This window comes from Frankia umida (assembly GCF_023242945.1).
GTDB lineage: Bacteria > Actinomycetota > Actinomycetes > Frankiales > Frankiaceae > Frankia > Frankia umida.
This window is the reverse complement of the sequence record NZ_JALKFT010000004.1, coordinates 17109-41412: the sequence shown is the minus strand read 5'-3', so window position 1 is coordinate 41412 and position 24304 is coordinate 17109. Positions and strand designations below refer to the sequence as shown.

The 24304-nt window shown below is 69.8% G+C and carries 20 protein-coding genes and 1 tRNA gene; 12 read left to right on the top strand and 9 right to left on the bottom strand.

Annotation, left to right across the window (positions count from 1 at the left end; all coding sequences use genetic code 11):
- The first annotated feature begins 99 nt into the window (after positions 1 to 99).
- Positions 100 to 939 (top strand): SDR family NAD(P)-dependent oxidoreductase, encoded by an 840-nt coding sequence (locus MXD59_RS05430; protein ID WP_248823693.1) that lies wholly within the window; start codon positions 100 to 102, stop codon positions 937 to 939.
- Between the two features lie 66 nt (positions 940 to 1005).
- Here MXD59_RS05430 and MXD59_RS05425 read toward each other — a convergent pair whose 3' ends face one another.
- Complete coding sequence (locus MXD59_RS05425) at positions 1006 to 2628, bottom strand: DUF2142 domain-containing protein (RefSeq protein WP_248823692.1); 1623 nt, start codon at positions 2626 to 2628, stop codon at positions 1006 to 1008.
- 619 nt (positions 2629 to 3247) lie between these two features.
- Between MXD59_RS05425 and MXD59_RS05420 the strand changes: the two genes are divergently transcribed.
- Entirely contained in the window at positions 3248 to 5911 is a 2664-nt protein-coding gene (locus MXD59_RS05420) for a SulP family inorganic anion transporter (RefSeq protein WP_248823691.1), read from the top strand.
- A 78-nt stretch (positions 5912 to 5989) separates the two neighbouring features.
- Here MXD59_RS05420 and MXD59_RS05415 read toward each other — a convergent pair whose 3' ends face one another.
- On the bottom strand, positions 5990 to 8671 hold the full coding sequence (locus MXD59_RS05415) for a HelD family protein (protein ID WP_248823852.1): 2682 nt from the start codon (positions 8669 to 8671) through the stop codon (positions 5990 to 5992).
- A gap of 510 nt (positions 8672 to 9181) precedes the next feature.
- Between MXD59_RS05415 and MXD59_RS05410 the strand changes: the two genes are divergently transcribed.
- From MXD59_RS05410 to MXD59_RS05390, 5 genes are all read left to right on the top strand, one after another.
- Entirely contained in the window at positions 9182 to 10483 is a 1302-nt protein-coding gene (locus MXD59_RS05410) for a cytochrome P450 (protein WP_248823690.1), read from the top strand.
- Between the two features lie 433 nt (positions 10484 to 10916).
- Entirely contained in the window at positions 10917 to 11189 is a 273-nt protein-coding gene (locus tag MXD59_RS05405) for a hypothetical protein (RefSeq protein WP_248823689.1), read from the top strand.
- Between the two features lie 169 nt (positions 11190 to 11358).
- The gene (locus tag MXD59_RS05400) at positions 11359 to 11853 is read left to right on the top strand and encodes an SRPBCC family protein (RefSeq protein WP_248823688.1); all 495 of its coding nucleotides are present in this window, start codon (positions 11359 to 11361) and stop codon (positions 11851 to 11853) included.
- Between the two features lie 25 nt (positions 11854 to 11878).
- Positions 11879 to 12733, top strand: coding sequence for a glycosyltransferase (locus tag MXD59_RS05395; RefSeq protein ID WP_248823851.1), 855 nt, complete (start codon positions 11879 to 11881; stop codon positions 12731 to 12733).
- A 104-nt stretch (positions 12734 to 12837) separates the two neighbouring features.
- Positions 12838 to 12999 carry a hypothetical protein gene (locus MXD59_RS05390; RefSeq protein WP_248823687.1) on the top strand — a complete coding sequence of 54 codons (162 nt, stop codon included), beginning with the start codon at positions 12838 to 12840 and terminating at the stop codon, positions 12997 to 12999.
- A gap of 81 nt (positions 13000 to 13080) precedes the next feature.
- Here MXD59_RS05390 and MXD59_RS05385 read toward each other — a convergent pair whose 3' ends face one another.
- The 5 genes from MXD59_RS05385 to MXD59_RS05365 form a co-directional block, all read right to left on the bottom strand.
- Complete coding sequence (locus MXD59_RS05385; RefSeq protein ID WP_248823686.1) at positions 13081 to 13617, bottom strand: GNAT family N-acetyltransferase; 537 nt, start codon at positions 13615 to 13617, stop codon at positions 13081 to 13083.
- Positions 13618 to 14066: 449 nt separating this feature from the next.
- Positions 14067 to 16052, bottom strand: a complete 1986-nt coding sequence (locus MXD59_RS05380) for a hypothetical protein (protein WP_248823685.1) — start codon at positions 16050 to 16052, stop codon at positions 14067 to 14069.
- Positions 16049 to 16477, bottom strand: a complete 429-nt coding sequence (locus MXD59_RS27730; RefSeq protein ID WP_248823684.1) for a hypothetical protein — start codon at positions 16475 to 16477, stop codon at positions 16049 to 16051. The genes MXD59_RS05380 and MXD59_RS27730 overlap by 4 nt, the downstream gene beginning before the upstream one ends.
- The gene (locus MXD59_RS05370) at positions 16441 to 17280 is read right to left on the bottom strand and encodes a 5'-methylthioadenosine/S-adenosylhomocysteine nucleosidase (RefSeq protein ID WP_248823683.1); all 840 of its coding nucleotides are present in this window, start codon (positions 17278 to 17280) and stop codon (positions 16441 to 16443) included. Before MXD59_RS05370 ends, MXD59_RS27730 begins: the two co-directional genes overlap by 37 nt.
- A 39-nt stretch (positions 17281 to 17319) precedes the next feature.
- The gene (locus tag MXD59_RS05365; protein WP_248823682.1) at positions 17320 to 18030 is read right to left on the bottom strand and encodes an NUDIX hydrolase; all 711 of its coding nucleotides are present in this window, start codon (positions 18028 to 18030) and stop codon (positions 17320 to 17322) included.
- Between the two features lie 173 nt (positions 18031 to 18203).
- Here MXD59_RS05365 and MXD59_RS26855 point away from each other — a divergent pair, with 173 nt between their 5' ends.
- Positions 18204 to 19085 (top strand): transposase, encoded by an 882-nt coding sequence (locus MXD59_RS26855; RefSeq protein WP_372511926.1) that lies wholly within the window; start codon positions 18204 to 18206, stop codon positions 19083 to 19085.
- A gap of 173 nt (positions 19086 to 19258) precedes the next feature.
- On the opposite strand, the gene MXD59_RS05350 is transcribed toward MXD59_RS26855, so the two are convergent.
- Positions 19259 to 19825 (bottom strand): TetR/AcrR family transcriptional regulator, encoded by a 567-nt coding sequence (locus MXD59_RS05350; RefSeq protein ID WP_248823681.1) that lies wholly within the window; start codon positions 19823 to 19825, stop codon positions 19259 to 19261.
- A gap of 200 nt (positions 19826 to 20025) precedes the next feature.
- Here MXD59_RS05350 and MXD59_RS05345 point away from each other — a divergent pair, with 200 nt between their 5' ends.
- Positions 20026 to 21246: an FAD-dependent oxidoreductase gene (locus MXD59_RS05345; RefSeq protein ID WP_248823680.1), complete on the top strand. Its 1221-nt coding sequence runs from the start codon at positions 20026 to 20028 to the stop codon at positions 21244 to 21246.
- Positions 21247 to 21667: 421 nt separating this feature from the next.
- Here the strand turns inward: MXD59_RS05345 and MXD59_RS05340 are convergent.
- A tRNA-Leu gene (locus MXD59_RS05340) sits at positions 21668 to 21740 on the bottom strand.
- On the opposite strand from MXD59_RS05340, the gene MXD59_RS05335 reads away from it, so the two are divergent.
- The 3 genes from MXD59_RS05335 (at position 21705) to MXD59_RS05325 (ending at position 24149) form a co-directional block, all read left to right on the top strand.
- Positions 21705 to 21905 (top strand): hypothetical protein, encoded by a 201-nt coding sequence (locus MXD59_RS05335; RefSeq protein ID WP_248823679.1) that lies wholly within the window; start codon positions 21705 to 21707, stop codon positions 21903 to 21905. The genes MXD59_RS05340 and MXD59_RS05335 overlap by 36 nt on opposite strands.
- A gap of 100 nt (positions 21906 to 22005) precedes the next feature.
- Positions 22006 to 22605, top strand: a complete 600-nt coding sequence (locus MXD59_RS05330; RefSeq protein WP_248811748.1) for an ANTAR domain-containing response regulator — start codon at positions 22006 to 22008, stop codon at positions 22603 to 22605.
- Positions 22602 to 24149 (top strand): branched-chain amino acid ABC transporter substrate-binding protein, encoded by a 1548-nt coding sequence (locus tag MXD59_RS05325; protein WP_248823678.1) that lies wholly within the window; start codon positions 22602 to 22604, stop codon positions 24147 to 24149. Before MXD59_RS05330 ends, MXD59_RS05325 begins: the two co-directional genes overlap by 4 nt.
- The last annotated feature ends 155 nt before the right edge of the window (positions 24150 to 24304 follow it).

The following is a 24304-nucleotide window of genomic DNA, read 5'->3' as shown; positions in this document are numbered from 1 at the left end:
ACCTCGTGTGCGCTCGAAGTCATAGCGTGCGGCGAGCGGACAGGGCGGACGAGTGGGCCCGTCGCCGTCCGATCTCTCGTTACAGCGAAAGGGCGCACCATGACAGAGGCACATCCGGCTCGCGCCAACACGGTGGGGGCCAGCGCGGTGGGGGCCAGCGCGACGGGAACCGGCTCGGCGGGGACGCTGAGCGGGACCGTGGCGTTGGTGACCGGCGCGAGCAGCGGTATCGGAGCCGCGACCGGGCGGGAACTGGCACGGCAGGGGGCGGCCGTCGCGCTGGTCGCCCGGCGTAAGGACCGGCTTGAGCGGCTTGTCGGCGAGATCGAGGCGGACGGCGGGCGGGCGATCGCGCTCGCCGCCGACCTCACCGAGCAGGAGCAGGCGATCGGCGCGGTCGAACGGGCCGTGGCCGAACTCGGCCGGCTTGACACCGTCGTCAACAACGCGGGGGTGATGCTGCTCGGGCCGATCCTCGACGCGCCCACCAGCGAGTGGGACCGGATGATCTCCCTGAACCTGCAGGGGTTGCTGTACGTCTCGCACGCGGCGCTGCCGCATCTGGTCGCCGCGGCCGAGACGGGCCCCCGGCAGGTCGCGGACCTGGTCAACATCAGCTCGGTCGCGGGCCGGCGGGCGTTGTCGATGAGCGGCATCTACAACCTGACCAAGTTCGGCGTGAACGCGTTCACCGAGGCGTTGCGCCAGGAGATCACCACCCGGCATGTGCGGGTCAGTGTCGTCGAACCGGGCGCGGTCACCACCGAACTCACCGACCACCTGCGTCCCGAGATCCGTGAGAACGCCCGCTCGGCGTTCGCCGGGGTGGAGATCCTGGTGGCCGAGGACATCGCGGACGGCGTCGCCTACATCGTGACCCGGCCACGCCGGGTGGCCATCAACGAACTGCTGATCCGGCCCACCGAACAGATCCGCTGACGCGCGCGGCTCCGTCCGGGTGACTGAGCCCCCTGTCCAGCCCTGTCCAGGTCCCGGGCAGGAGGCTCACCCGATCGGGTCGGGTGCGGTGGCGGGTCCGCCTGGTGCCGTGGGCCGGTCGGTGAGCGCGTCGGTGGACGGGCCGGTGGATGAGGTGTGGGGTGACCGCCCGGTCAGGGAACCGGCCAGGACGGCGCCGAGGATGCAGGCGGCGCCGGCGCCGGCCAGCGCGCCCCACAGTGACCAGCCACCTGGCGGCGTCCACTGGGCGGAGTCGAAGTACCACCGTGGGCCGTTGACACCGACGGCATAGCGACGTCCATTGGCCCACAGCGCCACCAGGTGCACCGCGGTGACCAGCGAGGGCACCGCGATCCGCAGGGTCTGGCGGGCCCAGGGCGCCAGCCGGTCGGCGCGGCGGGTGACGATCTCCCCGGCGACCAGCGGCACCAGCAGCGCCAGCGGCAGCAGATAGCGCCCGTACACCGGGAAGCGGGTCTGGCGCAGGACGAGCACGTCCAGGCCGACGGCCACCGCCGCCGCGCCCACCAGGACCAGCGCCAGCCCCACCCGGGTCCGCCGCGACCCGAGCGCGACGGCCAGCCCGACGAGGACGAGCGCGCCGACCCACCACAACCAGTAGGCGAAGTCGGGCATCGGCAGGCTCGCCCAGCCGAACACCCCCACCCACTGGCGCACCCAGGCCTGGGCGTCGAAACCGAGCCGATGCAGTCCTTCGACGACCACCGGACGGTGGATGCCCGGATGCGGCTGCACGGCGCGCTCCCACAGCAGCGTCGCCACGATGCCCATGGCCGCCGGCGCGAGCGCGAGCGAGCGCCAGAGCACCGGCCAGGCCGCTGCCCAGCCCACCGCGGGTCGGGTGTGCCGGCCCGCCCGGTGCTGGGGGCGGCCGGCGGCGAGCACACCGCCGACCACGGCGGCGAGCAGCACCCAGGCGGGGCCGGTGGGCCGCGACAGCGCCACCAGCGCCCCGACGAGACCCGCCGCCGGCCACGTCCACAGGGGCGCGGCGCCCGCCCGACCCATCCGCAGCGCAAGGGAACACAGAGCGAGCGTGCCGGCGATCTCGAGGCCGTTCGTGCCGAGCACCGAGCCGAGGAACAGCACCATCGGGGACGCGGCCAGCAGCACGCCGGACAGCGACACCGGCCCGGCCCGGCGGTCCCAGGCGGCGACGAGCGCGACCGCGAGCAGCAGGGCGACGAGGGCGGCCGTCACCGCCCGTCCGGTGTAGAGCGCGGCACGCGCGGTGTGGGTGCGCGCCATCGCCGCCCCGGGGACGGCATACACGTACGGCTCGTAGGTGCCGACGTAGCTCAACGCCCGGGTGGCCGGCGCCCGGGTGGCCGGCCGGTCCAGGCAGCGGACGGAACGGTCGTTGTGGAACAGGTCGCAGGAGAAGTGGGCGACGCCCGGGTCGACGCCGGCCGGTAGCTCGAACACCCGACTGTTGCGGTTGATCCAGGCGATGCGCTCCGGCGCACCGGGCTGGTCGCCGAACGCCGGATGCGCCAGTCGGCCCGCGACGCCCGTCCACTGGCCGGTGCCGGCGCCGACCTCCTTGATGAAGTTGGCCGGTTCATCCGGTCCGAACCCCGGCGCGTTGCTGCCCACCCAGGCGGACAACAGCAGGGAGAAACCGGCCATCAGCAGTGCCAGGACCACGCGGCCCCCGGGCGCGCGGCGCGACGCCGGTCGGGCGCGCCGATGCATGCGGAACAGTGCGTCTCCCCCGAGGCAGAGGGACTCCGCGCCGGCTGACCACGCGAACGTGGCCGGGTGATCGTGGCCGCGGAGTCGTGGCTGCGGGATCGTGGCTGGGCGATCGTGATGCTACGCAAAGTAGGACGGGCATCAGGATATGCGGAACATCGGGCCATCCCGCACCTTCGTGGACGGTACGACCCGGCTCCGACGGAACCGTCAGGGCGGCCGCGCGCACACGGGTCCATCGGCCCACGCCAGGGAGACGATGGTTTCTGCGTTTATAGTCGTTTTTGTCCGGTACTTTCGGCCGGATGGGTCCTGGGACGAAGCTGGCCGATGCGGTCGAATGATTACGCGGCGACCATTAGTCCTCACGCATCGAAACTTGTTGGCCGATCGGTTCGTTCAACAGGGTGCGACATCCGTCACCGCAGGTGGCGGAAAGGTGGAGACGAGGCGGGCGACCAGAGGTCGATCAGCGGTGCCACCGTGTGATCAGACCATGACCGCCTGATCGGCGCCGTTCCAGGCCATCCCACCGATTCGCTTCCTTGAGCCCCGATCGCGAGGAGATGACGTGAGTTCACCCATCCCACCGGCGACGCCGCCCGGGAAACCCCTGCCCGCGTCGAACCCGTCGCGGCAGAACCACTCGCCGCCGGGCGTACGCGCGTCCTGGCGCCCTGACCTTCAGGCTTCGCTGGTCGTGTTCGTCGTCGCGCTGCCACTTTCCCTCGGCATCGCGGTGGCCTCGGGCGCACCCGTGGCCGCCGGCCTGCTGGCCGCGGTGGTCGGCGGCATCGTCGCCGGTGCGCTCGGCGGTGCCCCGTTGCAGGTCAGCGGCCCGGCCGCGGGCCTGACCGTCATCGTCGCCAACCTGATCAACAGCTACGGCTGGCGGACCACCTGCCTGATCACGGCCGCCGCGGGCCTGCTGCAGATTCTGCTCGGCCTCGGCCGGGTCGCGCGAGCATCCCTGGCCGTGTCGCCCGCGATCGTGCACGGGATGCTCGGCGGTATCGGTCTGACGATCGTGCTCGGCCAGATCCACGTGGTGCTCGGCGGGACGGCCGAGAGCCATGCCTGGGAGAACATCAAGGACATCCCGCGGGCGATCCTCGATCCGCACAGTGGCGCGACCGTGGTCGGCCTGGTGACCATCGCCGTGATCCTGCTCTGGCCACGGCTGCCGGAGGCGGTGCCCGGCGCCCTGCGGCGGATGCCCGCCTACCTGGTCGCGGTCGTCGTGGGTACCGCCTTCGCCGGGATCGCCGGCTTCGACGTGCCCCGCGTCGATCTTCCCGCCTCGCTGTTCGACGCGGTCGCCCTGCCCGAGCTGCCCGATCACGACTGGTCCGGGGTGATCCTGGGGATCGTCACCGTCGCGATCGTGGCCAGCGTCGAGTCGTTGCTGTCCGCGGTGGCCGTGGATCAGCTGGCCACCTCCCGCGGCTGGCGCGGCCCCCGGGTCAACCTTGATCGCGAACTCATCGGCCAGGGTTCGGCCAACCTGCTCTCCGGTGTCATCGGTGGTCTGCCGGTCACCGGCGTCATCGTGCGCAGCTCGACGAACGTCGCCGCCGGTGCCCGCACCCGCTCCTCGGCGATCCTGCACGGCGTCTGGATGCTCGGCTTCGCGCTGTTCCTTGGTTTCGCCGTCGAGTGGATTCCGCTGGCGGCTCTCGCCGGGCTGCTGGTGGTCGTCGGCATGCGGCTGGTCAACATCTCCCACCTGCGCCACGTCCGCCGCCACGGGGAACTGCCGGTCTACGCGGTGACCCTGGCCGGTGTCGTCGGCCTGGACCTGCTCAAGGGGGTGGGTCTCGGTCTGCTCACCGCGCTCGTGCTGGTGCTGCGCCGGGTGCTGTGGTCCAGCGTGCACCTGCGCCGTGACGGTGAGCTGTGGCAGGTGGAGGTCGAGGGGACGCTCAGCTTCCTCGCGCTGCCACGCCTTGCCCGGGTCCTCGCCCGGATTCCCGCCGGTGCCCCGGTGTCGATCGAGCTCATCGTCGACTACCTTGACCACGCCGTCTACGACCACCTTCGCGGCTGGTGCGCCAACCACGAGGCATCCGGTGGCTCCGTCCAGATCGACGAGATCGGTCGGGTCTGGCTGGGTCGCGCCGACCTGAGTCAGCGCCGTCGTTCGGTCGTCCCCCACCTGCCCCGCTGGTTCGCCCCCTGGTCACAGTGGCAGGACAGCCCCTCCACCCAGGACGCCCCGTCCGCCCAGAACAGCCCGTCCGCCCCGAACAGCTCCTCCACCGCGGACGCCCCGGCGGTGAGCGGTACGTCGGCCGGGTCGGTGACCACCGCCTCGTCCACCAGCCCGACCGGTACCCGGACCACGTCGGAGGCCGACGCGGCGGGAGCCGCCGCGGGCACGACCGGCGCGCCGCCCGCCGAGAACCAGGTGCCCTCCGGTGCCCAGGCACAGGCCGAACTCGACCACGTCGGGACGATCATGGTCGGGGTTCGGGAGTTCCACCGCCGGGCGGCCCCCCTGCTGCGGGACACCTTCGACGGTCTCGCCGCCGCGCAACAGCCCGGTGCGCTGTTCCTGACCTGCGCCGACTCGCGGATCGTGCCGAACATTCTCACCAGCAGCGGCCCAGGTGACCTGTTCACGGTGCGCAACGTCGGCAACATCGTGCCGCGCAGCGCGGCCGCGTCGTCCGGCGCAGCCTCGCAACTCGTCATCGGACGGCCTGCCGGGCACGGGACGGGCATGGCCCGTGGGCGCGGCATGGCCGCCGGGGTGGGCATCGGCGCCGGGACCGGGCCACTGCCCAGCGTGCCGTTCTCCACCGAACTGTCCGTCACCGCGGCGGTGGACTATGCCGTGGAGGTACTGCAGGTACCGGCGATCGTCGTGTGCGGGCACTCGTCCTGCGGCGCGATGAAGGCGCTGCTGGCCGGGTCCGGTCCGCTCGACTCCGCGCTCGCCGGATGGCTGGCGCACGCCGCGGCGTCGCTGACACGCACCCCGCCGCCCGGCACCGAACACCTGGCGCCCGTCGAACGGCTCGGCCGGGCCAACGTCGCCCAGCAGCTGGAGAACCTGCGCGAGCAGCCGACCGTGCGCCGCGCCCTGGAAGCCGGCTCGCTACGCCTGGTCGGCATGTACTTCGACATCGCCGATGCCCGCATCTCCGTGCTCGACCAGGTCAGCGGCCGGTTCGTCGACCCGGCGGACGCGCACACCCCGCTGGCCCCGCCCCGGCTGCAGGCCCTGGGCTAGGCCACCCGGTATCCCGCGGCCCGGCGCGGTTCCAGGCCTACCGCGGGCAACGGGTCCATCCCGCCCTCGCCCGTCCCGTCACCCCGCTCTGGGGACGAGTCGGGCGAGCATCGGCGGGATGTCGCCGGTGTGCAGCACACCGAGGTGGTGGGTCGCCCGGGTGAGCGCGACATACAGGTCATGGGCACCGCGTGGCGACTCGGCGAGCACCGCGTCCGGGTCGACCACCAGGACCGTGTCGAACTCCAGCCCCTTGGCCTCCCGCACCCCGAGCACCACGACCGCGGCGGTCAGCCTCGCCCGCGGCCCGGCATCCACCTCGGGCACGACCGTGCGGACCGCGGCGGTCACCTCCGCCAGCCTCGACGTCGGCACCAGCACCGCCATCCGCCCCGCCCCGCCAGCCCCACCCGCCCCACCCGTCCCGCCGGATGCCGACGCGCCAGCCCCACCGGCCTTCGACGCGGACGCGGACGCGGCGTCGGGGGCTGTCGGGGCGACGTCCCGGGTGCGGATGGTCAGGCGTTCCAGCTCGCGGACGACGGACCGGGCCACCTGTGGGCCGAGATCCTCGTCGGCGACGCGCAGCCGCCACGGGTGATGCCCGACCGTACGCACCGAGCGCGGTGGTTCCTGCGGGGGAGACAGGGTCGCCAGCACGTCCACGGCCACCGCCATGATCTCCGCCGGCGTCCGGTAGTTCACCGTCAGGGTCTCCCACCGGGCGGGCGTGCCCGCCGCCGGGTAGGGCGCCAGAACCCGGTCCCAGGACGTGGTGCCAGCCGGATCGCTGGTCTGCGCGACGTCACCGACGATCGTCATCGAGCGGGTCGGACAGCGGCGCATCACCATCCGCCACGCCATCTCGGACAGCTCCTGCGCCTCGTCGACGACCACATGCCCGAACACCCAGGTCCGATCGGCGAGTGCCCGCTGCGCGATCGTGCGTGGATCGGCGTCCTCGTGCCGCTCGGCGAGTCGGCCGGCGTCGATCAGGTCGACGGCCATCATGATCTCCGGGTCGTCCTCGATGTCCCGGGAGAGGATGTCGAGCACACCCTGGGCGTAGGCGACCCGGGCCACGCGTTCGCGCAACGCGGCCGCCTTCGCCGCCTGGTCGTCGTCGCCGATCAGCTCGGCGGCCTCGTCCAGCAGCGGGATGTCCGCCGCGCTCCACCCACCGACCGGCCTCGGCCGCGCGGGCACGCCCGAGTCCTCGCCGCCGGCCTGGCCGTCCGCGTCCCGGTCGTTGTCGGGCTCGAGGTCGGCCCCGCCGCCGCTGCCAGCGTCGCCGTCGGTCACGGCGCGCAGCTCGCGTAGCCAGTCGTTGCCGTCGGTGTCGTCCTCGGCCAGGGGCCGGTGCAACAGCTGACGCTGCTGGGCGGACAGCTGCGGTGCGACCGCGGCGAGCGTGCCCGGGTCTGCGAACAGTTCGGCGACGAGCTGCTCGGGGGTCAGCGCCGGCCACAGTTCGTCGAGGACGGTCCGCACGGCCGGATCGCCGCGCAGCTCACGGCGCAACTGGGCGAGGTCCTCGTCGTCGAGCAGGCTCGAACCACCCGACCCGGCGGGGGCGAGCAGGTCGAGCGCCTCCGGGTCGGCCTCCAGCACCGCCGCGGTGATCGTCTCGGCGGCGTAGCCGTCCGCGACCTGACGGGCCAGCGCCTCGATCACCGCTCGCACGAACAGTGGTCGGGCGTCGTTGTGCAGCTCACCGGACTCCCGGGCGAGCGCCCGGGCGCGTTCGCAGGTGGACCGTTCGAGCAGGAGCAGCCGCTCCTCGGTGTGGATCTCCAGGGTGTGACCCTGCGGCAGCCGCTGGCGGTGGCGCACGGTCGCGGCGAGGATCTCGGCGAGCGCGGCCCGTCCCTTGAGCTCGGCGGTGGCCGCATCCTCCAGGCGGCGCGCCGTCACCCCCGGATAGAGCGCGTCGACCGTCGCGCTGACCACGCTGGTCTCCCCGAGGGAGGGCAGCACGTTCTCGATGTAACGCAGGAACGCCGGATGCGGCCCGAGTACGAGCACCCCACTGCGGGCCAGCTTCTCCCGGTGGGTGTAGAGCAGATAGGCGGCCCGGTGCAGGGCCACGGCGGTCTTCCCCGTCCCCGGCCCGCCCTGCACGACCAGGACACCCCGCTGATCCGACCGGATGATGCGATCCTGCTCGGCCTGGATGGTCGCGACGATGTCACTCATGCGGCCGGTGCGGGCGGCGTTGAGGGTGGCGAACAGCCCCGGCTCGCCGGTCAGCGGGGTGGCCCGATCGGGGGAGTCGCCGTCGGCGCCGACGTGGGAACCGGGTGCGTCCGGACCAGGGGAGTCGGCCATCTCGAAGATGTCGTCCTCCACACCGGTCACCGCGCGCTGCCGGGTGGCGATGTGCCGGCGTCGGCGCACGCCAAGGCGCTCGGCCCCGGTCGCCGCGTAGAACGGCCGGGCCGCCGGAGTCCGCCAGTCGATCAGGAGCGGCTCGTAGTCGGCATCGTCGTCGAAGATGCCCATCCGGCCGACATAGCGGCGTTCGCCGCCGTCGAAATCCAGCCGGCCAAAGCACAGGCCGATCTCGGCGGCCCGCAGCCGCGCCAGGGTGGCGGCGCAGTCGGCACTGGCGACCTCACGCTCGAACCGGGCCCGCGGCAGGCTCTCGGACCGCAGCAGAACCCCACGCAGCCGCGTCGAGGCACGCCGACGCAGAGCGTCAAGCCGATCGTAGAGAGCCGAGACGTAGGCCTGCTCGGAATCCAGATCCTCTATTGACAACTCGGCCACACCTCTGCTATTTTCTCGCCGCTTTCAAAGTCTTTTATAGTGGCTTTCGGGAAGTCTAGCCCGCGGTCGTCGGGGCAGCTGGCGGTGCCTGCTGCCGTTGTCCGCAGATGTTGCCCTGATGGATATCATGGCATTATCGCGCCGGCTTCGTTCCGGTCCCGTGTCCGCCTCCGACGCGGGTATACCCCGGCCAGCCGAGTGTGACGACAGTTCCCGGAATCACGCGCTTTCTGGTCGAGCGGCCGGCGTCTTCCCCGGCTGCCGCCAGCGGGGGAGGGGGTGGGCTGCCGTGCCGTCCTCGCACCGTGCCGTCCTCGCACCGTGCCGCCGTGTCGCCGTGCTTCGCCGGGTCGCGCTGGCCCGCTGCTCACGGATGCTCAGGGACGGCGTACCGGGTCGAGCCGCGGGGGTGGACGGCAGGAGTGATCGAGGCGCCGCCGTCGATGCTACGCTGACTAAACGTTGACAGAGTATCTACCCTCCGTAACTATTTGGATGATCATGACGGATGTGTGGACGACCCCCGAGTACATGCGGCGGACGCTGTTCGGGCCCGGTCAGGAGCTCCTCGAAGCTCAGCGGGAGGGGCGGCTGCTTCCGGTGACCACCCCCTTCGGGCTGAACGCGCGGATCGTGACCCGCTACGACGAGGTCCGCGCCATCCTCGGAGACGCCGACCGGTTCGGCAGCTTCGCCGGTGGTTTCCTCGCGTCCCCGGTCAGTGCCACCGATGCCACCGCCGCCGCCCGTGCCGCGAGGGCCACTGGCGTCGCGAGTGCCGCTGGTACCGCCGAGGGCGTGGAGGGAACGGCTGCCGCCGGTGGCCCGCACGCGGCCACCCTGGCTGACCTTCGGGCCGGCAACCTGCTCGTCCTCGATCCACCCGATCACACCCGGTTGCGCCGCATGCTCACCCCGGAGTTCACCGGTGCCCGGATGCGGCGGCTCCAGGCGCGGGTCACCGAGATCATCAAGGATGCCCTCGACGACGTCGAGCGGGCCGGGCGTCCCGTGGATCTGGTGCCCACCTTCGCGCTCGCGGTGCCGTCCCTGGTGATCTGCGAGCTGCTCGGCGTGCCCTACGCCGACCGGGACGCCTTCCACCAGCGCACCGCCCGTCAGATCGACGTGACCCTGCCCGTCGACGAGCGGTTCGCGGTGGCGGCCGAGAGTCGGGCCTACATGGCCACCCTGGTCGACCGGGCTCGCCGTGAGCCGGGGGAGGACACCCTGGGCATGCTGGTCCGTGAACATGGCGACGAGCTGAGCACCGCCGAACTGGTCGGCCTCGCGAACCTGCTGCTGATCGCCGGGCACGAGACGACCGCGAACATGTTCGCCCTCGGCACGCTGGCGCTGCTGCGCCACCCCGAGCAGCTCGCCGCCGTGCGTGACGATCCCGCGATGACCCTGCCCGCGGTGGAGGAACTGCTGCGCTGGCTGTCGATCGTGCACGCCGCCGTCCCGCGTACCGCTCGCGACGCGGGTGCGACGTTCGGCGGACGGGAGGTGGCGCCCGAAGACCACCTCGTGGTTTCGCTGCCCGCGGCCAACCGGGACCCGGCCTTCATCGACGATCCCGACCGCCTCGACATCACCCGGGGAGCCATCGGTCATGTCGCCTTTGGTTTCGGTCGCCACCACTGCCTCGGTGCGCCGCTGGCCCGGATGGAGCTGCGCATCGGCCTGCCGGCGTTGTTGCGCCGTTTCCCCGACCTCGCGCTCGCCATACCCTTCGAGGAGGTGGTTTTCCGGACCGACACCGTCGTATACGGTCTGCAAAGCCTTCCGGTGACATTCTGACGGAACCCGGCTGTTCCTCGGGCGCCCGACTGTTCTTCGGACGTATCGCAGACGCACCCGATTTCGCGTACGGCGGAAGGTGGACGGCGGGGTGCGACAGTGGGTGCCGTGCGTCACATGGGCATCTGGTGGTGGGTGGTGCGCCGGGGCGTGCGGGGTGGTGGGAGCGGTGCGGCATCGGCCGCGGCCATGGGAATGTGACGGCCGCTACGTGGAACGGCAATAGCGGGGGAACATCGTGTGACCGTGGTTACCGTCCAGGCCGGATTGTGAGCGCCATTACTGTGGGCCAGCTCATATAGGTCGACGAATGCGCCGGACTGCAGTCCACATCACGTTGTCCGGTCACCCCGTAGTGGTCCTTCCGGGTGCAGAATGATGGCGGGAGATGACAGTGGCCCGTCCTCCCCGGTTGTGACTGAAGGAGTTTCTTATGAGCGCCCACCAGAATTCCGCTTTCTCGCTGCGGGATGCGTTCGCCGCGTTCCGTGCCCAGCGTGCCCTGCGTGCCCAGCGCCGTGAGATCGCACTGCTGTTCGCCGACCCCGACCTTTCGCCGTCCGCCCGCCAGGAGATGGCCACGATCGTCCTGCGCGCCAACAGCGAGCAGGCCGCCCAGATCGCGGTTCCGGCGCAGCGGAGCGGGGCGCAGCGGAGCAGCAAGCCCGGCCTGCGCGTCCTCGAGGGAGCTACTGGCTCCCGCTGACACCAGTGCGGTGGCCTGAGATCGGGGCCACTTCCGGGGTCCCGCCGTGAAGGCGGCCAGCCCCGACTGGCAACGGGTGGAATCAGCCGGCGCGGCCGCGATGGGCCGTGCCGGCCGGATGTCCCGGCGCGTTGGCGCCCGGGCACCCCGCGATGCGAGGATGCCCGGCATGACGACGGTTGAACGGTTCGAGGTACAGCGCACGGTCGCGGCGACGCCCGACGTGATTTTCGCGGTGCTGACCGATCCGGCGGGACATGTCGCGATCGACAGTTCAGGAATGTTGCAGTCCACCGAGGGGCAGCGCGTGGCCCAGGTGGGTGACACGTTTGTCGTCCACATGGACCGGGAGTCGCTCAACGACTATCCCCTCGGCAAGTACGACGTCACGGTGAAGATCACCAAGTTCGAGTCGGACGCCCTCCTCGAGTGGACGATCGGCGGCGGGATCGTCAACCCACCGCTGCGGCACCTGTACGGCTACCAACTGCAGCCCGTTGAGTCCGGCACTCTGGTCACGTCGTACTACGACTGGAGCGAGATCGACGAGGCGTATCGGGGGAAGGGGATCTTCCCGGTGATCCCCGAGGCGGGCCTGCGGGCGACGCTGGGCATCCTGGCCCGCACCGTCGAGCAGCCCGCGCACATCAGGGCGCCCCGGTAGCGCCCGCCGCGATAGCACTGTGGCTGTGCAGCCCCTTCCGGTCGTCCTCGTGTACCGAAACCAGCCCGAGCGGCTGGTGGACACGATCGACGCCTTTCGCGCCCAGGACGTCCCCGTCGTCATCACCGTCGTCGACAACGGCTCGGCGACGGTGCCACCGGTCGAGGCCGACGATGTCATGGTGGTGCCCGCCGGCGGCAACGTGGGATTCGGCCCGGCCGCGAACATCGGCTACCGCCGGTTCCTCGAGGACCCGACCGCCGGTGAGTGGGTGGTCCTGGCGCCCCACGACGCGCTGCCCGCGCCGAACTGCCTCAGTGGCATCCTGGCGGCCCTCGCCCAACGGCCGCGGGCGGGCCTGGCCTGCGCCGATGTGGGCGACGGCGCCACACCGGTCACCGACCCGTACTTCGGTGGCATCCTCATCCCGGCGCGCGTCCACGAGGGCTGGGAGCCCGCCGGCCACCCGCACGGCACGCTGATGTTCGCCCGCCGCGCCTGCCTCGACGAGATCGGTGTCTTCGACGAGCGCTACTTCGCCTACTGCGAGGAGGCCGACCTGGCGCTGCGTGCCCGCGACGCCGGCTGGGAATGCGGCCTTGTCCGGGGCGCGATGGTGAAGAACCCACACATCAGCTCGACCTCCGCGGCCATCGACTACCTGCAGCTGCGCAACACCCTGCTGCTGGTCCGGGATCACTCGGGTCGCTACCACACGTTCATCCGCTTCTGTATCGCTCTGTGGCAGCTCGCCGCCGGTGCGGTGGCCCCATCCCGCCGCGGCCCCTACTGGCATCCCAGAGGACGCCTGCGGGGGCTCGTCGACTTCGTCCGCGGACGCTTCGGCCCGCCCCCCGCCGACCTGCTCCCCGACCACTGAGTCGCCGAGCCGCGCGACCGCCGTTTCGAACCTCGTCGGATGTTGGCGTGTTAAGGCCGACATGACGGGCACGCTGTGAACCATGCCGGCGCAACGGCCGCCGGTTGGACGACAGACAGCTCGAGGAGGTCACGATGAAGATGCTGCGCAGGCTCCGCGGTGAGGCCCGGCATGACGTGAACGCGGCCGACCGGTCGGCCGCCCGAGGTCTCCGACGTCTGCGTCGGCGCTCGCGTAACCGCTCGGCGGCCGGCGCCCGCTACTGATTTTCGCTGACGATATGCCACGGCCGCTGCCCGCTGAGCCTTTCGGCCCGGCGGGCAGCGGCCTGTCGGCATGACGGGCTTTCAGACCTCGCGGTCCAGCCGGTAAACGTAATGCAGCGGATCGTCAATTGGGTTGTCCGGGGTGAGGTGCCCCTGGGCGGCCCGGCGGAAGCGGGCCTTTTCCAGCGCTCGCCAGGACGCCCGGTTCGCCGCGACCACCGGAACAATCACACAGTCGGATTCGGGATGGTCGGACCACGTCCTGGCGACCATTGACGTGAGCATGGCAGGTCCGAGGCCGCGCCCGGTCTGGCCGCGGTCGCCGATGAGATAGTCGAGGCTCATCGCGCCCACAGGCACCTCGATGACTGGTCTCAACTCGTCGAGGTACTCCGAGTAGTCGATCAGACGACATCGTTGCACCAGGCCGAACGGCTGATCGTCCAGCAGCGCGAGGAAGTCCTGTGCGGGCTCCTCGCCACGGGCCGTCGGGCCGAAGTCACGCCGGACGGCCTCGGGCGTGGTCTCGTGGTTCCACCAACGGGCGACGTGCGGTTGCTCCAGCCATGCCCCCAACAACGGAAAGTCGTCTTCCGTAACCCGGCGCCACCCGATCATCTGACTCCCGTCCATCCCCGCCCGGGCCCCTGTCGCTCACTTCCCGAAGCCAGAACCATTCGTGCTTCCACGGAAAAATGTTCGTCATGCACATCCGAGGCTATCGAATCGGCCCTGCCGTCGGGCGCCTCGCTGGCAGAGCGGACGCTCCGCCGCGCGAGGGCATGAGGTGGGAGGGCTGCTCGGACGATCTCGATGACGGCGACTCCACATGGCAATGTGAAGACTATTTGTCCACCCCGGGTGAGGCTCGTTTTGCGTCTTCATGATTCGGTAGCCGTAGTGAAATGGTTGTATCCGCCGGACGGAAATTCAGATGGGCCGCGTAGTGGTGGCTCCAAGGGGAGGTTCGCTGGGGGTGTCGCGGTCGGCGCTGATGGTGGAGATGCCTGATGGTCGGCGGGGGAGGGCTGTCAGAACTGGTACCCAGATCCATAGCCCTCGCGTTGCTAGTTCCCGTTTTCGCGCATGGCGGAGGCCAGGTTCCCGGCACCGTTCGACCGGCCGGGCCCCGTCCGCCGGACCCACTCCCTACCCTCCGCTGCGATCCCTTCGAGGACGTGGATAGTGTGCTGAATACCGGCGGCATCCTGCGTGATTCTGGCCACGGACTCGCGTGTCTCATCGGCTGGGAGTTCGTCCAGTACGGAGTCGGCCATCTGCATCTTAATCGACTGGCCGTTCATCAGTAGGAGCTCGAACTTCTGCACGTTGCCGGTGCCGCGGTCAACTCTGAGAGAGGCAACCGCGTCGAAACGGTAATTCAGGCGCCCCTGATCATCGAAGCGGCCCGTCACGAAGTCCAGGTCCGACGCGAAGTTCCGAACCCCGTCAGCGGTGAGCAGGAAGACCGAGATTTGGTACTTTTCGTACCTCCACGGACCGAGGCGAACTCGGGCCCGCTTGCTCGAAGCCGCCGGCGTCTCGATGAAAGCGTGGGCGATGACGTCGCTCGCTGCCAGCCGGTAGTGGCGCAGCGCTCGTTCGAGAAGGAGCTTGCGGTCGCAGTCCAGCCACCGTGCCATCTCTGGGTCGCGCGGCCGGTCGGCCAGCTTCGTCCGCCACCGGTCGAAAGCCTTGCTCCGAGCCGCCAGAACCTCGTCGTGCTGATCCTGCTCGGCCTCGAATCGGCGGCGTTCACGTTCCATGGCAAGCCGGGCACGAACATGGACGACGCCGCCGCGGTATACGAAGAATGCGGTAACCAGGGCAAGGAGAATGTCGATTTTGGCCACGGCAAAAAGCATCCACGCGCCGCCGCCCAGAAGCGCCGCCAGCCCCCCCTGCCCGCGGGCACCGAGACGCGGCACCGCACGCAACTCCCTGGTGTAAGGGACTCGGGTTTCGCCGGTCCAGATGCGCTTGATGTGATCTGCCTCGTGTCGTAGCAGCCAGGCGACCCGCCGGATGCTGATCCGCGAAGGTCGGTAGAGTTCAACGATTTCGTTGCGGATACTCTGTCGCGTATCGACTGTTCGCTGTAGCCAGTCCCCAGCGGAGAGTCCCCCCGGTAGGTATGTGGCAACATAATGGTCGAAATCATGGTCGACCTTGCGTGCGAATTCGCCGGGTGGAAGTTCCGCGTCGGCTCCGACGTACTCCAGATTCCATTCCGTCTCGTCTCGAAGACCGAGCAGTCCGATAGCGCTGATCGCCATGCACCCGAGAATCACCAGAATATGTCCAGCGAAAGCCAGTCGAACGGCGAGACCCAACGCGCAGGCGACGAGGAGAACCGCCGAAGCGACAGCACGTACGTGGGATCCGGGCGGGTCGACGAGCGGGCGCGGAGGGCGAGCCCGAGGTTCGATGGGTACCGGTTCGAAGAACTTCCAGACCCGGTCAGGGCGCGCCGCGGCCAGCTGTCCGCCCCGGGCCTGGGCGAGCGCGAGCTCCCACATCTTGTCCTCGAGCGGGCCTTCCAGGAACTGCTCCATGTGACGGAGGATCAAACCTTGCTGCAGGTCGGGCAGACAGTCGAGTTCCTTGAGCGCCACCGTGATGTCGGCGTCCGTCCGCCGGGCCGAATCCAGCAGCAGGAGGACGACACGCACCCCATCCACCCAGACGTCCCGGCCATTGGCCGGTTCCGGCGGATTCGCCTGCAGGTCCCGCAGATGCCTGGCCTCGTCGGCCGACAGCTCGTCCCGCGAGCGTCCGCTCACCAACGCGAGCAGCCAGTAGAAGAGCATCTGATCGGTTCGCGCCGGACCAATGGCCGCGTCCCCCATGAGCACCCGTGCCTCGCCAGCCATCCCGCCGTCGAGGTAACGGACACCGACGTCGAACTTCTCCTTCGGCCCCGCACCGGGCGGGAGCGTGTAGTGGTTGACGTCACCGTGGACTGTGCCTGCCTGGACATCGACGTGGGAAAATCCGCTGGCGACATTGGACGAGGAGCTACCAGTGGGCGGGGACCCCCACTCGTCGGTCACGACAGTCCTCGTGCGAGGGCTAGGACAATGGCGACCTTCGCGGCGAGGTCGGCCACGTCGCCGACCAGTCCTCGTACCTTCTTCAGCGCCACGAGCAGAGTGCGTCTGCTGTCCGGAGAGCCCTCCTGAAGTGCCTCGTCGGCCGTAGTGAGCTCGGCCTCCGCGGCGGTGAAGGTGTCATCGTCCACGGTTCCAGCCGTGTGCGCGCTCCGCAGCTGAGCACGGAATCCGACGAGTGCCCTCGACAGGTCCACAGGAGCCTGCTCACCGGTGGCGCCGACGTTGACGTCACCTTGGACGACGCCGTACTGCGCACCGACATGTGCGTGTTCCGAGGCGATGATCCTGATGTTCTGGTTCGGCGCCTTCATGGTGGGTCCCTTCCCGATCATCGTCTCCGCGGCATCGGCCAGTCCGATGTCCACGGACAGCTCCTCCGCCAGAGCCGTGGGGGGGGGGGGGGGGGGGGGGGGGGGGGGGGGGGGGGGGGGGGGGGGCCGGGCCCCCCCGGGGCGCCCCCCGCCCCCCCCAGGCCTCGCTCCTGCCATAGCTGGCGGTCGGTCAGCTCCTTGGTTCCGTCCGCGTGGTCGCTGATGCCACGAACCACGACCACCGGCAGAGAGCTGTTCATCTGCCCGGCCTGGGCGGCGCCCGCGCCTTCCATCTCGATTGCGAGTGTGTCGTTGTAGTGATCGTGAAGCCATCGGGCCAACGCCGACTCGGAGGAGTTCAGGACCACCTCTCCGGCCGCGATCGGCCCGAAGTACACCGGCGGCAACGCGCCAGCCTTGACCGGCTGCCGCGCCCAGGACTCCGTCCTGTAGAGGTGACGGGCGATCTGATCGGCGCGGTGCGAAGTCGGCCAGGTACGGGGTCGTCCCCAGAGCCCCTCGTCTTCGCTGGTGGCGCCGTGAAATGCATAGACGTGAGTGGCCACCACGATGGAACCGAGCGCGATGTGTCGATGGAGTGCGCCAGCCACGCCGACGAAGATGAGTGCCGCCGGCGAGAACTCGGCGATGGCGCGTTCAGCGAGCACCGCGGCCGACTGGTTTCCCACGCCGACGTGCACCAGCGCCACCCGGCACCGGCCGTCAGCGAGCCGGCCAACCTCGAACCGCGTCCCCTTGGAGTGACGGTGCAGCTGCGGATTCACAAGGTGTTGGCGGACTGCCTGGTACTCCAGATCAAGAGCGGTCAGAATAACGATTGGCCGGGTTTTCGCCATGCTCTCCCCCGTTTCCGTGCGGACATCGACGGCGCCCGTCTAAGGGTCGACGGGTCGGACAATTGGCGGCGACAAGTGGGCGTTCGGACCGGCTCTGAACAAGCGAGCGGGCCGCCCGACAGTCGTCCTCTGTTCTGTGCCGGCGGGAACAATGAATCCGTCGGCTTTCTGAACCTTACGGTAGAAGTTCCTGGGGTCGAGTGATATTCCCCACACCGCCTCGTACACTTCCTGAAGGTCGCCAATAGTGAAAGTCTGGCTGCAGAAAGCTGTGGCGAGTGCTGAATGCTCGAGTTTGGCTCTTGCGCGCGTGACGGCGTCCGCGACAATCTGGCGATGATCGAAAGCGAGGTTCAACTCGCCGGCGAGCACGTGGTCCGCGGGCTGCCAGCTTGCGTCCGCGGCGTCCGTTCCCGCGACCGGCTCCGGTAGTCGTGGTGCGATCGCGAGGTAGGCCACGGATATGACGCGGCCACGCGGGTCACGTCCAGGAGTTCCGTACACGCCGAGCTGTTCCAGGTGCAGCGTGTTGGCGTCCAGACTCGTCTCCTCGCGGAGTTCCCTCCGCGCCGCCGTGTCGATGCCCTCCCCTGCATGCGAGAGGAACCCACCGGGGAGCGCGAGGGCACCCTCATAGGGGTCGATACCACGCTTCACCAGAAGCACCCGCAGGTGCGCATCGCGCAGCGTCAAGATCACTAGATCGACGGCGAGCAGGACGGGCGGCGGCTCCCAGGCGTCATCGATCATGCTGTAAGACTAGCTTTTTGTTCGTCTGACAGTAAATACTGTCGCCTGGCTGACAGCACCGATATCGACGGCGCTGGCCGCACGCTTGACCATCCAGGCAGTTTCTTGTGGATCTTGACTGCCGAGTGGACTTCATGATCCACGGTTGGTCGGCATGAGATCACCGACGTGGCGTGGGCACGGATCGCGCCGTTGTTGCCCAGGATCCGCCGAGGGGCGGCCGCTGGTCGGATCATCGGATGGTCCTGAACGGGATCCTGTTCCGGGAACGGACCGGGGTGCCCTGGATGGATCTGCCGGAACGGTGCGGGCCGTGGCAGACGGTCTACAACCGGTTCCGCCGCTGCTCGTTGGATGGCACCTGGGATCGCGTCCTCGACCACGTCGTGGTCAAGGACGACGCGGTTGGCGCCGTCGGCTGGGAGGCGTCGATCGATTCGTCGATCGTGCGTGCCCACCAGCATGCCGCCGGCGCTCCGGTGCTGCGCTTCGAGCGGCATACGACCGCCGACATCGACCACGCGACCGAGCGGATCCGTACGGTCGACGGGCTCCTGCTCCCGCACGGCTTTCTGCCCAACCTCCCGCACACCGTGCTGTACACCGACGACTGGGTCTGCCTGGTCGCCACCTCGAACCCGCACGTGGGCGAGACGCTCACGATGGAGCTGCTGTCCGAGCTGCCCTGGGTGTTCACCTACCACGCGCCGGCGGCGTTCACCCCGGCCGGCCGGCAGCTGCAGGTCCTCGGCGTCGAGCCACGGGTACAGATCGTCGTCGACTCGTTCCTCGCCCTGCCGTTCGCGATAGCGGGCACCGACCGGATCGGGCTGGTCCAGCGCCGGCTCGCCCCCAAGCTCACCGCCGCGGGGGACGTCCGCGCGCTCGAGTGTCCCTTCGACGCCGTCGCCATCACCGAGGTCCTCTGGTGGCACCCGATGTACGAACGTGACCCGGCCCATATCTGGTTGCGTGCCCTTCTCGCCGACGCTTCCTCCCGGCTGGCGGTCGCCACTCCCGCTACCCCAGCGCGCCCACCATCCCTGGATGGATAAACGGGGCTGACGGAGCCCACTCCCACCGGGCGATCAGCGTCCAGGCGTCCGGGATCATCATCATCGGTCAGGGCCGCGAAAGCGTCCAGGGCGCTCCGAAGGAGGCCAGAACCGCCGGAATCCCCACGATCGCAGCCGGCGGCAACGACTGTGGCGGCAGCGGAGGACCCGGCTCAGTGGGTGACCCCGCCGAGGAGGTAGCGCACCGCGGTCTCTCCCATATCTCGCCCGAAGTCCTCGTCGTCGACGGCGTCGGGCATCGCAAAGCCGGGGCCGTACGCGACGCTGATCATCGCGGCCGCAAAAACAGTACCGAAGGAAGGCCAGACCGCGGCCCGCGGGTCGTCGTGGGTCATGGCCGCGGCGACCGGGCGCAGGACGTCCGCGAAGGACTCTCCCAACTCCTGACCGTACTGGGACCCACATCGCCGCACCTCGGGGTGCGTCGAGGAGATGAGAACCACCGCGTGAAGAAACCGCTGGTGCCGGAGAAAAATGTGCGGTATCTCGGCGACGGCGGCCCGGACAAGGTCCGGCGGTGAGAGACCAGCCCAGCGCGCCGCATCGGCGAACACCTCGCGTTCGTGCCGCAGGCGGCCGATGCCGTGCTCGTACACGGCCAGGAAAAGCGCGTCCTTGCTGGCCGTGCGGGTGTAGAGAAAGGGGGGTGCGACCCCCGCGCGCTCGTACACGGCGGCGATGGTGAAGGCAGCGTGGCCGCCGTCCTCCAGGATTCCCACGCCTGTGTCAAGGACGCGGCTCCACCCCTCCCGGCTGCGCGCCTGTTTCGGAGGGCGCACCTTCAGGTCGGCGGCTGGACTTGTCCTGCCTGGATCCATCGACCGATTTTCCTCCAAAAACTTGACGCTGCGGCGGAAGCGCGGCACTCTTCTAAAACAAGAGTGCACGCTACTGTTTCATGTCACGACGAGGTGCAACCATGAGTAGCGATACCCTCCCCTCTTTCATCCCTCCAGCGGGCCGCGTCGCGGTCCTGGGGGCCGGCCCAGCCGGAATGGCAGCCGCGCTGAGCGCGCTCAGGGCCGGGCACGACGTGGTGGTCTACGAGAGGTACCGGGAAGCCCGGCCCGCCGGCAACATCCTCAACCTGTGGCCCCCGCCCCTGAAGGCTCTTGGGTTACTCGGTGTGGACACTGACGACCTGGGTGCGCCCACGGACACGCAGTTCCGCAACAGGCGGGGGCGAGTTCGCGTGAACGTGAAGCAGGACGCCGAGGTCCGGGCTGCCTACGGCGGCGGATTCATCGGCCTGCTGCGGCCCGAGCTGTACGAGCGAATGCTGGACGCACTGCCCTCGGGAGTGATCCAGTTCAACCAGCTGGTGGACCGCATCGAGCAGGACGAGTCTGCCGTCACGCTTCACTTCTCCGACGGCCGCACCGTCGAGCACGATGTTCTGGTCGGAGCCGACGGCATTGACTCACTGGTCCGTCGCACGCTCTGGGGCGACGCTCCGAAGCGCGAGCATCGGCTGCACATCTTCGGTGGTTTCACCTTTGCCGATGTCGCGGGCGTGGGACCGAACATGTGCATCGTCAGTCACAGCAGTACCGTCCAGGGCAGCTGGACGTCAATCCGGCACAAGGGGCGCGACGGCAACCAGTGGTGGGTCCTCACCGCGACCGACCCCGCAGCCCCGCCGCCGCCGGACCTCAAGGCGGCGGCGGCGGAACTGGCCGCGGAGTTCCCGCCACCGCTGCCCGGGCTAGTCGAGGTGACCAACCCGAAGAATGTGCAGCGCTGGGTGCTCCGCGACCGCGAACCGCTTGGGCAATGGTCGAAGGGACGTGTCACGTTAGCCGGTGACGCCGCGCACCCGACCTCGCCGTACGCCGCCTACGGCGCCGGCATGTCCATCGAAGACGGCTATTTCATCGGGCGCGCGTTGCGCGGGATCGATCTCACCGACTTCGCCGCCGTGCGCGCGGCGTTGCAGTCGTACGAGGACCCGCGTAAGCCACACACCAGCCGTCAGGTCCAGCTGGCATGGCGGCTCGGCAAGGTGTTCCATCACGTCCCCGCGCCGGTGCGCCCACTGCGCGATCTCGTCTTCGACTACACGCCCTTCCTCCAGAGAATTGCGGGTGACACCAACCCAAAGCAGATCAACCAGCAGCTCGCACTCATCGAGGACTGGTGACGAACACCTGAACCGGGGAAGGTTGCTCCACTGCGAATCGGCGGTGTCGCCGGCGCAGCTGAATTCACCAACCCGTCTTCCTCGATGTCGTCCTTCGGATCTGTGCGGCCGGGCGCATCTTCTCACGGCCCAGGTCCTGGCAGCTTACGGCCCAGGTCATGGCCAGCCTCCGCAACCTCGCGATCACCATCCTGCGCCTCGCCGGCACGACCAGCATCGCCCAGGCGTCACGCCACCACGCCCGCCGACCAGAACGACCACTCCAAACAATCCAGAGAGTCGGTTGCTAACCAGCAACTTTGCCGCCGCCCTGGGATCTCAGGGTTCAACGGAGAGTCGCAGAGCACTCTCGCGAAGAGGTGGCGTCGCAAGTCGGACCATTCAGTGAAATTGAACTGTAGTCGTACGAATACTCTACGTGTACCCCGGGTGGGATTCGAACCCACACTGTCGGTGGTTTGAGCACCGTCTCTCTGCCGTTGGAGTACCGGGGCCTGCGGATGGATCGTGGTGCGGGTGGTGCGGGTGGTGCGGGTGGTGCGGGTGGTGCGGGTGGTGCGGGCGAGGCGGCTGGCTGGGCTGTCGTCCAGGGCTGGCGCGGTGGGGCCATCCTGGTCGATCCGGACCGGAACGTCTCGCTGAAGACTCTATCCGGGTAGGGTGCGTTTCGACCTCCCGCCCTCCCATGTCCGGGCGGATGTCGACCACCGCCCTGCCACACTGGTTGTCTTACCTGAACGAGACCGGGAGTACGCCTCGATGAGCCAGCCCTCCTCGAACCCGCGCCGGGTCCTGATCGCCGAGGACGAAGCGTTGATCCGGCTCGACCTGCGGGAAATGCTGCAGGAGGAGGGGTACGAGGTCGTCGGGGAGGCCGGTGACGGCGAGGTGGCGGTCAGCCTCGCCGGCAAGCTGCGGCCCGACCTGTGCATCCTCGACGTCAAGATGCCCCGGATGGACGGCATCGAGGCCGGTGCGCTGATCGCCAAGGACCGCATCGCCCCGGTGGTCATCCTCACCGCGTTCAGCCAGCGTGAGCTGGTCGAACGGGCCCGCGAGGCCGGCGCGATGGCGTATGTCGTCAAGCCGTTCCAGAAGAAGGACCTGCTGCCCACGATCGAGATGGCGATGAGCCGTTTCACCGAGATCGTGAGCCTCGAGGCCGAGGTCGAGGACCTCCAGGGCCGCCTGGAGGCCCGGAAGATCATCGAACGGGCGAAGGGTGTGCTGCAGACCGAGCACGGCATGACCGAGCCGGACGCGTTCCGCTGGATCCAGCGGACGTCGATGAACCAGCGGCGCACCATGCGGGCTGTCGCCGAGGCCGTGCTGTCGGGTGAGGCGTTGCCGACCTCGTGACGTCGCCCGTCCAGCCGCGGGCGGTGGTCCGGGCGGTGTCCCGGGCGGCGGTCGCGGTGCGGGCGGCGTTCGGGGCGCTGGCAGGCGGGCTTGGGCGGTGGGTACGGGCGCGGGCAGGCAGCGGTCGGGGCCGGGTGTTCCTCGCGCTGCTCGCGGTCGTCGTGTTGGCGGTGCCGTCGTTGCTCGGGCTCACCCTGGCGTCGGCGCTGGACGGCTCCGACGGTCATGGTGGGGCCGGCACGCGGGTGGCCACGATCGGTGTGATGGCGCCGCTGTCGGGTGACCTGTCGGCCGACGGTGCGGCCGTGCGCAACGCGGTGGCCCTGGCCGTCGAGGAGGCCAACGAGTCCGGTGCGATCGCGGGCTGGCGCCTGGAGCTGTCCAGCCGTGACGACCTGGCCCGGGTGGACGGTGGGGCGCAGGCCGCTGACGTGTTCACCGCGAACGAGCGGCTCATCGGCGTGGTCGGACCGGTCAGTTCCCTGGTCGCTCGGGTCGCGGTGCCGACGCTCGCCGCGGCCGGGGTGCCGGTCGTCTCGCCGTCCAACGCCGACCCGGTCCTCACCGGCGTCGGCGGCGGGCCGCGGACCCGGCCCTACCCGAGTTACTTCCGCCTGACCGGCACGGACGACCTGCAGGCGCAGGTGGCGGCCGAGTACGCCGTGCGCACACTCGGTCGTCGCCACATCGCGGTCGTCGACGGCGAACCCCGCTACGGCACGACACTCGCCGATCGGTTCACGGCTCGGGCCACCGCGCTGGGCGCCTCGGTGACGTCGACGTACCCGGTGCGTTCCGGTGACGGCGACGACCCGCCGGTCGACGAGGTGGCGGCGTCCCTCGAGCGGGAGGCGCCCGATCTGATCTACCTGGACGCCGACGCGTCGTTCGCCGGCAAGCTGCGCGCCCGCCTCGCCGAGGGAGGGCTGTCCGTCCAGGTGCTGGGTTCGGACGCGTTGCTGCGCCCGCGCTACCTGGACGAGGCGAAGAGCGCGGCCGACGGGGACCTGATCACCAGCCTGCTGACCGCGCCGACCCGGCTGCCGGCGGCCGGGGCGTTCGTCGCCGCCTACGCGCAGCGCTTCGGTGGGGTGCCCGGTCCGGGGCAGGCCGACGAGACCCGCGCGTCGCGTACGAGCGGCACCGCCTCGGCGGCCGCGTCCGCGACACCGGCGGCGGACCCGGCCGAGGCCGACACCGCGACACCGGCCGCGGCGCCCAGTCGCAGCGCCGATGAGCAGGCCGACCACGATGCGGCGGTGAAACTCGCCCAGCGTCGGGCCGAGGCGCTCCCGGCCGTCGCCGCCTACGCCTACGACGCCGCCCGGGCGATCATCCGGGCCGCCGCGACCGTGCTGCCTGGGCGTCCCGGCGTGGACGCCGCCGTCCGGCACGATCTCGTCGCCGCGATCGGACGTGCCTCCTTCGTCGGTGTCAGCGGGACGGTCGGCTTCGACCGTTACGGCGACACCCGCTCCCCGTCGGTCGCGCTCTACACCGTTCTCGCCGGACGGTTCGTCGCCCTGAGCACCCAGACCCGCTGACACCACCCGGCCGCTGGGCGGCACCGAGCCTCCGCCATCCCGGTAAAGCTACGAATGGTGACGACACGCTTACCTAAAGTGTCCATGGGATGTGCTCGCTCGGCTAGGTTTCGTCACAACAGGTTATCTGTCGGATACCTGTAGTCATCGATGAT

Coding starts and splice junctions, on each gene's coding strand:
- MXD59_RS05430 (WP_248823693.1), top strand. CDS start 100: ATGACAGAGGCACATCCGGCTCGCGCCAACACGGTGGGGGCCAGCGCG.
- MXD59_RS05410 (WP_248823690.1), top strand. CDS start 9,182: ATGACGGATGTGTGGACGACCCCCGAGTACATGCGGCGGACGCTGTTC.
- MXD59_RS05405 (WP_248823689.1), top strand. CDS start 10,917: ATGAGCGCCCACCAGAATTCCGCTTTCTCGCTGCGGGATGCGTTCGCC.
- MXD59_RS05400 (WP_248823688.1), top strand. CDS start 11,359: ATGACGACGGTTGAACGGTTCGAGGTACAGCGCACGGTCGCGGCGACG.
- MXD59_RS05385 (WP_248823686.1), bottom strand. CDS start 13,617: ATGATCGGGTGGCGCCGGGTTACGGAAGACGACTTTCCGTTGTTGGGG.
- MXD59_RS05370 (WP_248823683.1), bottom strand. CDS start 17,280: ATGGCGAAAACCCGGCCAATCGTTATTCTGACCGCTCTTGATCTGGAG.
- MXD59_RS05365 (WP_248823682.1), bottom strand. CDS start 18,030: ATGATCGATGACGCCTGGGAGCCGCCGCCCGTCCTGCTCGCCGTCGAT.
- MXD59_RS05345 (WP_248823680.1), top strand. CDS start 20,026: ATGAGTAGCGATACCCTCCCCTCTTTCATCCCTCCAGCGGGCCGCGTC.
- MXD59_RS05330 (WP_248811748.1), top strand. CDS start 22,006: ATGAGCCAGCCCTCCTCGAACCCGCGCCGGGTCCTGATCGCCGAGGAC.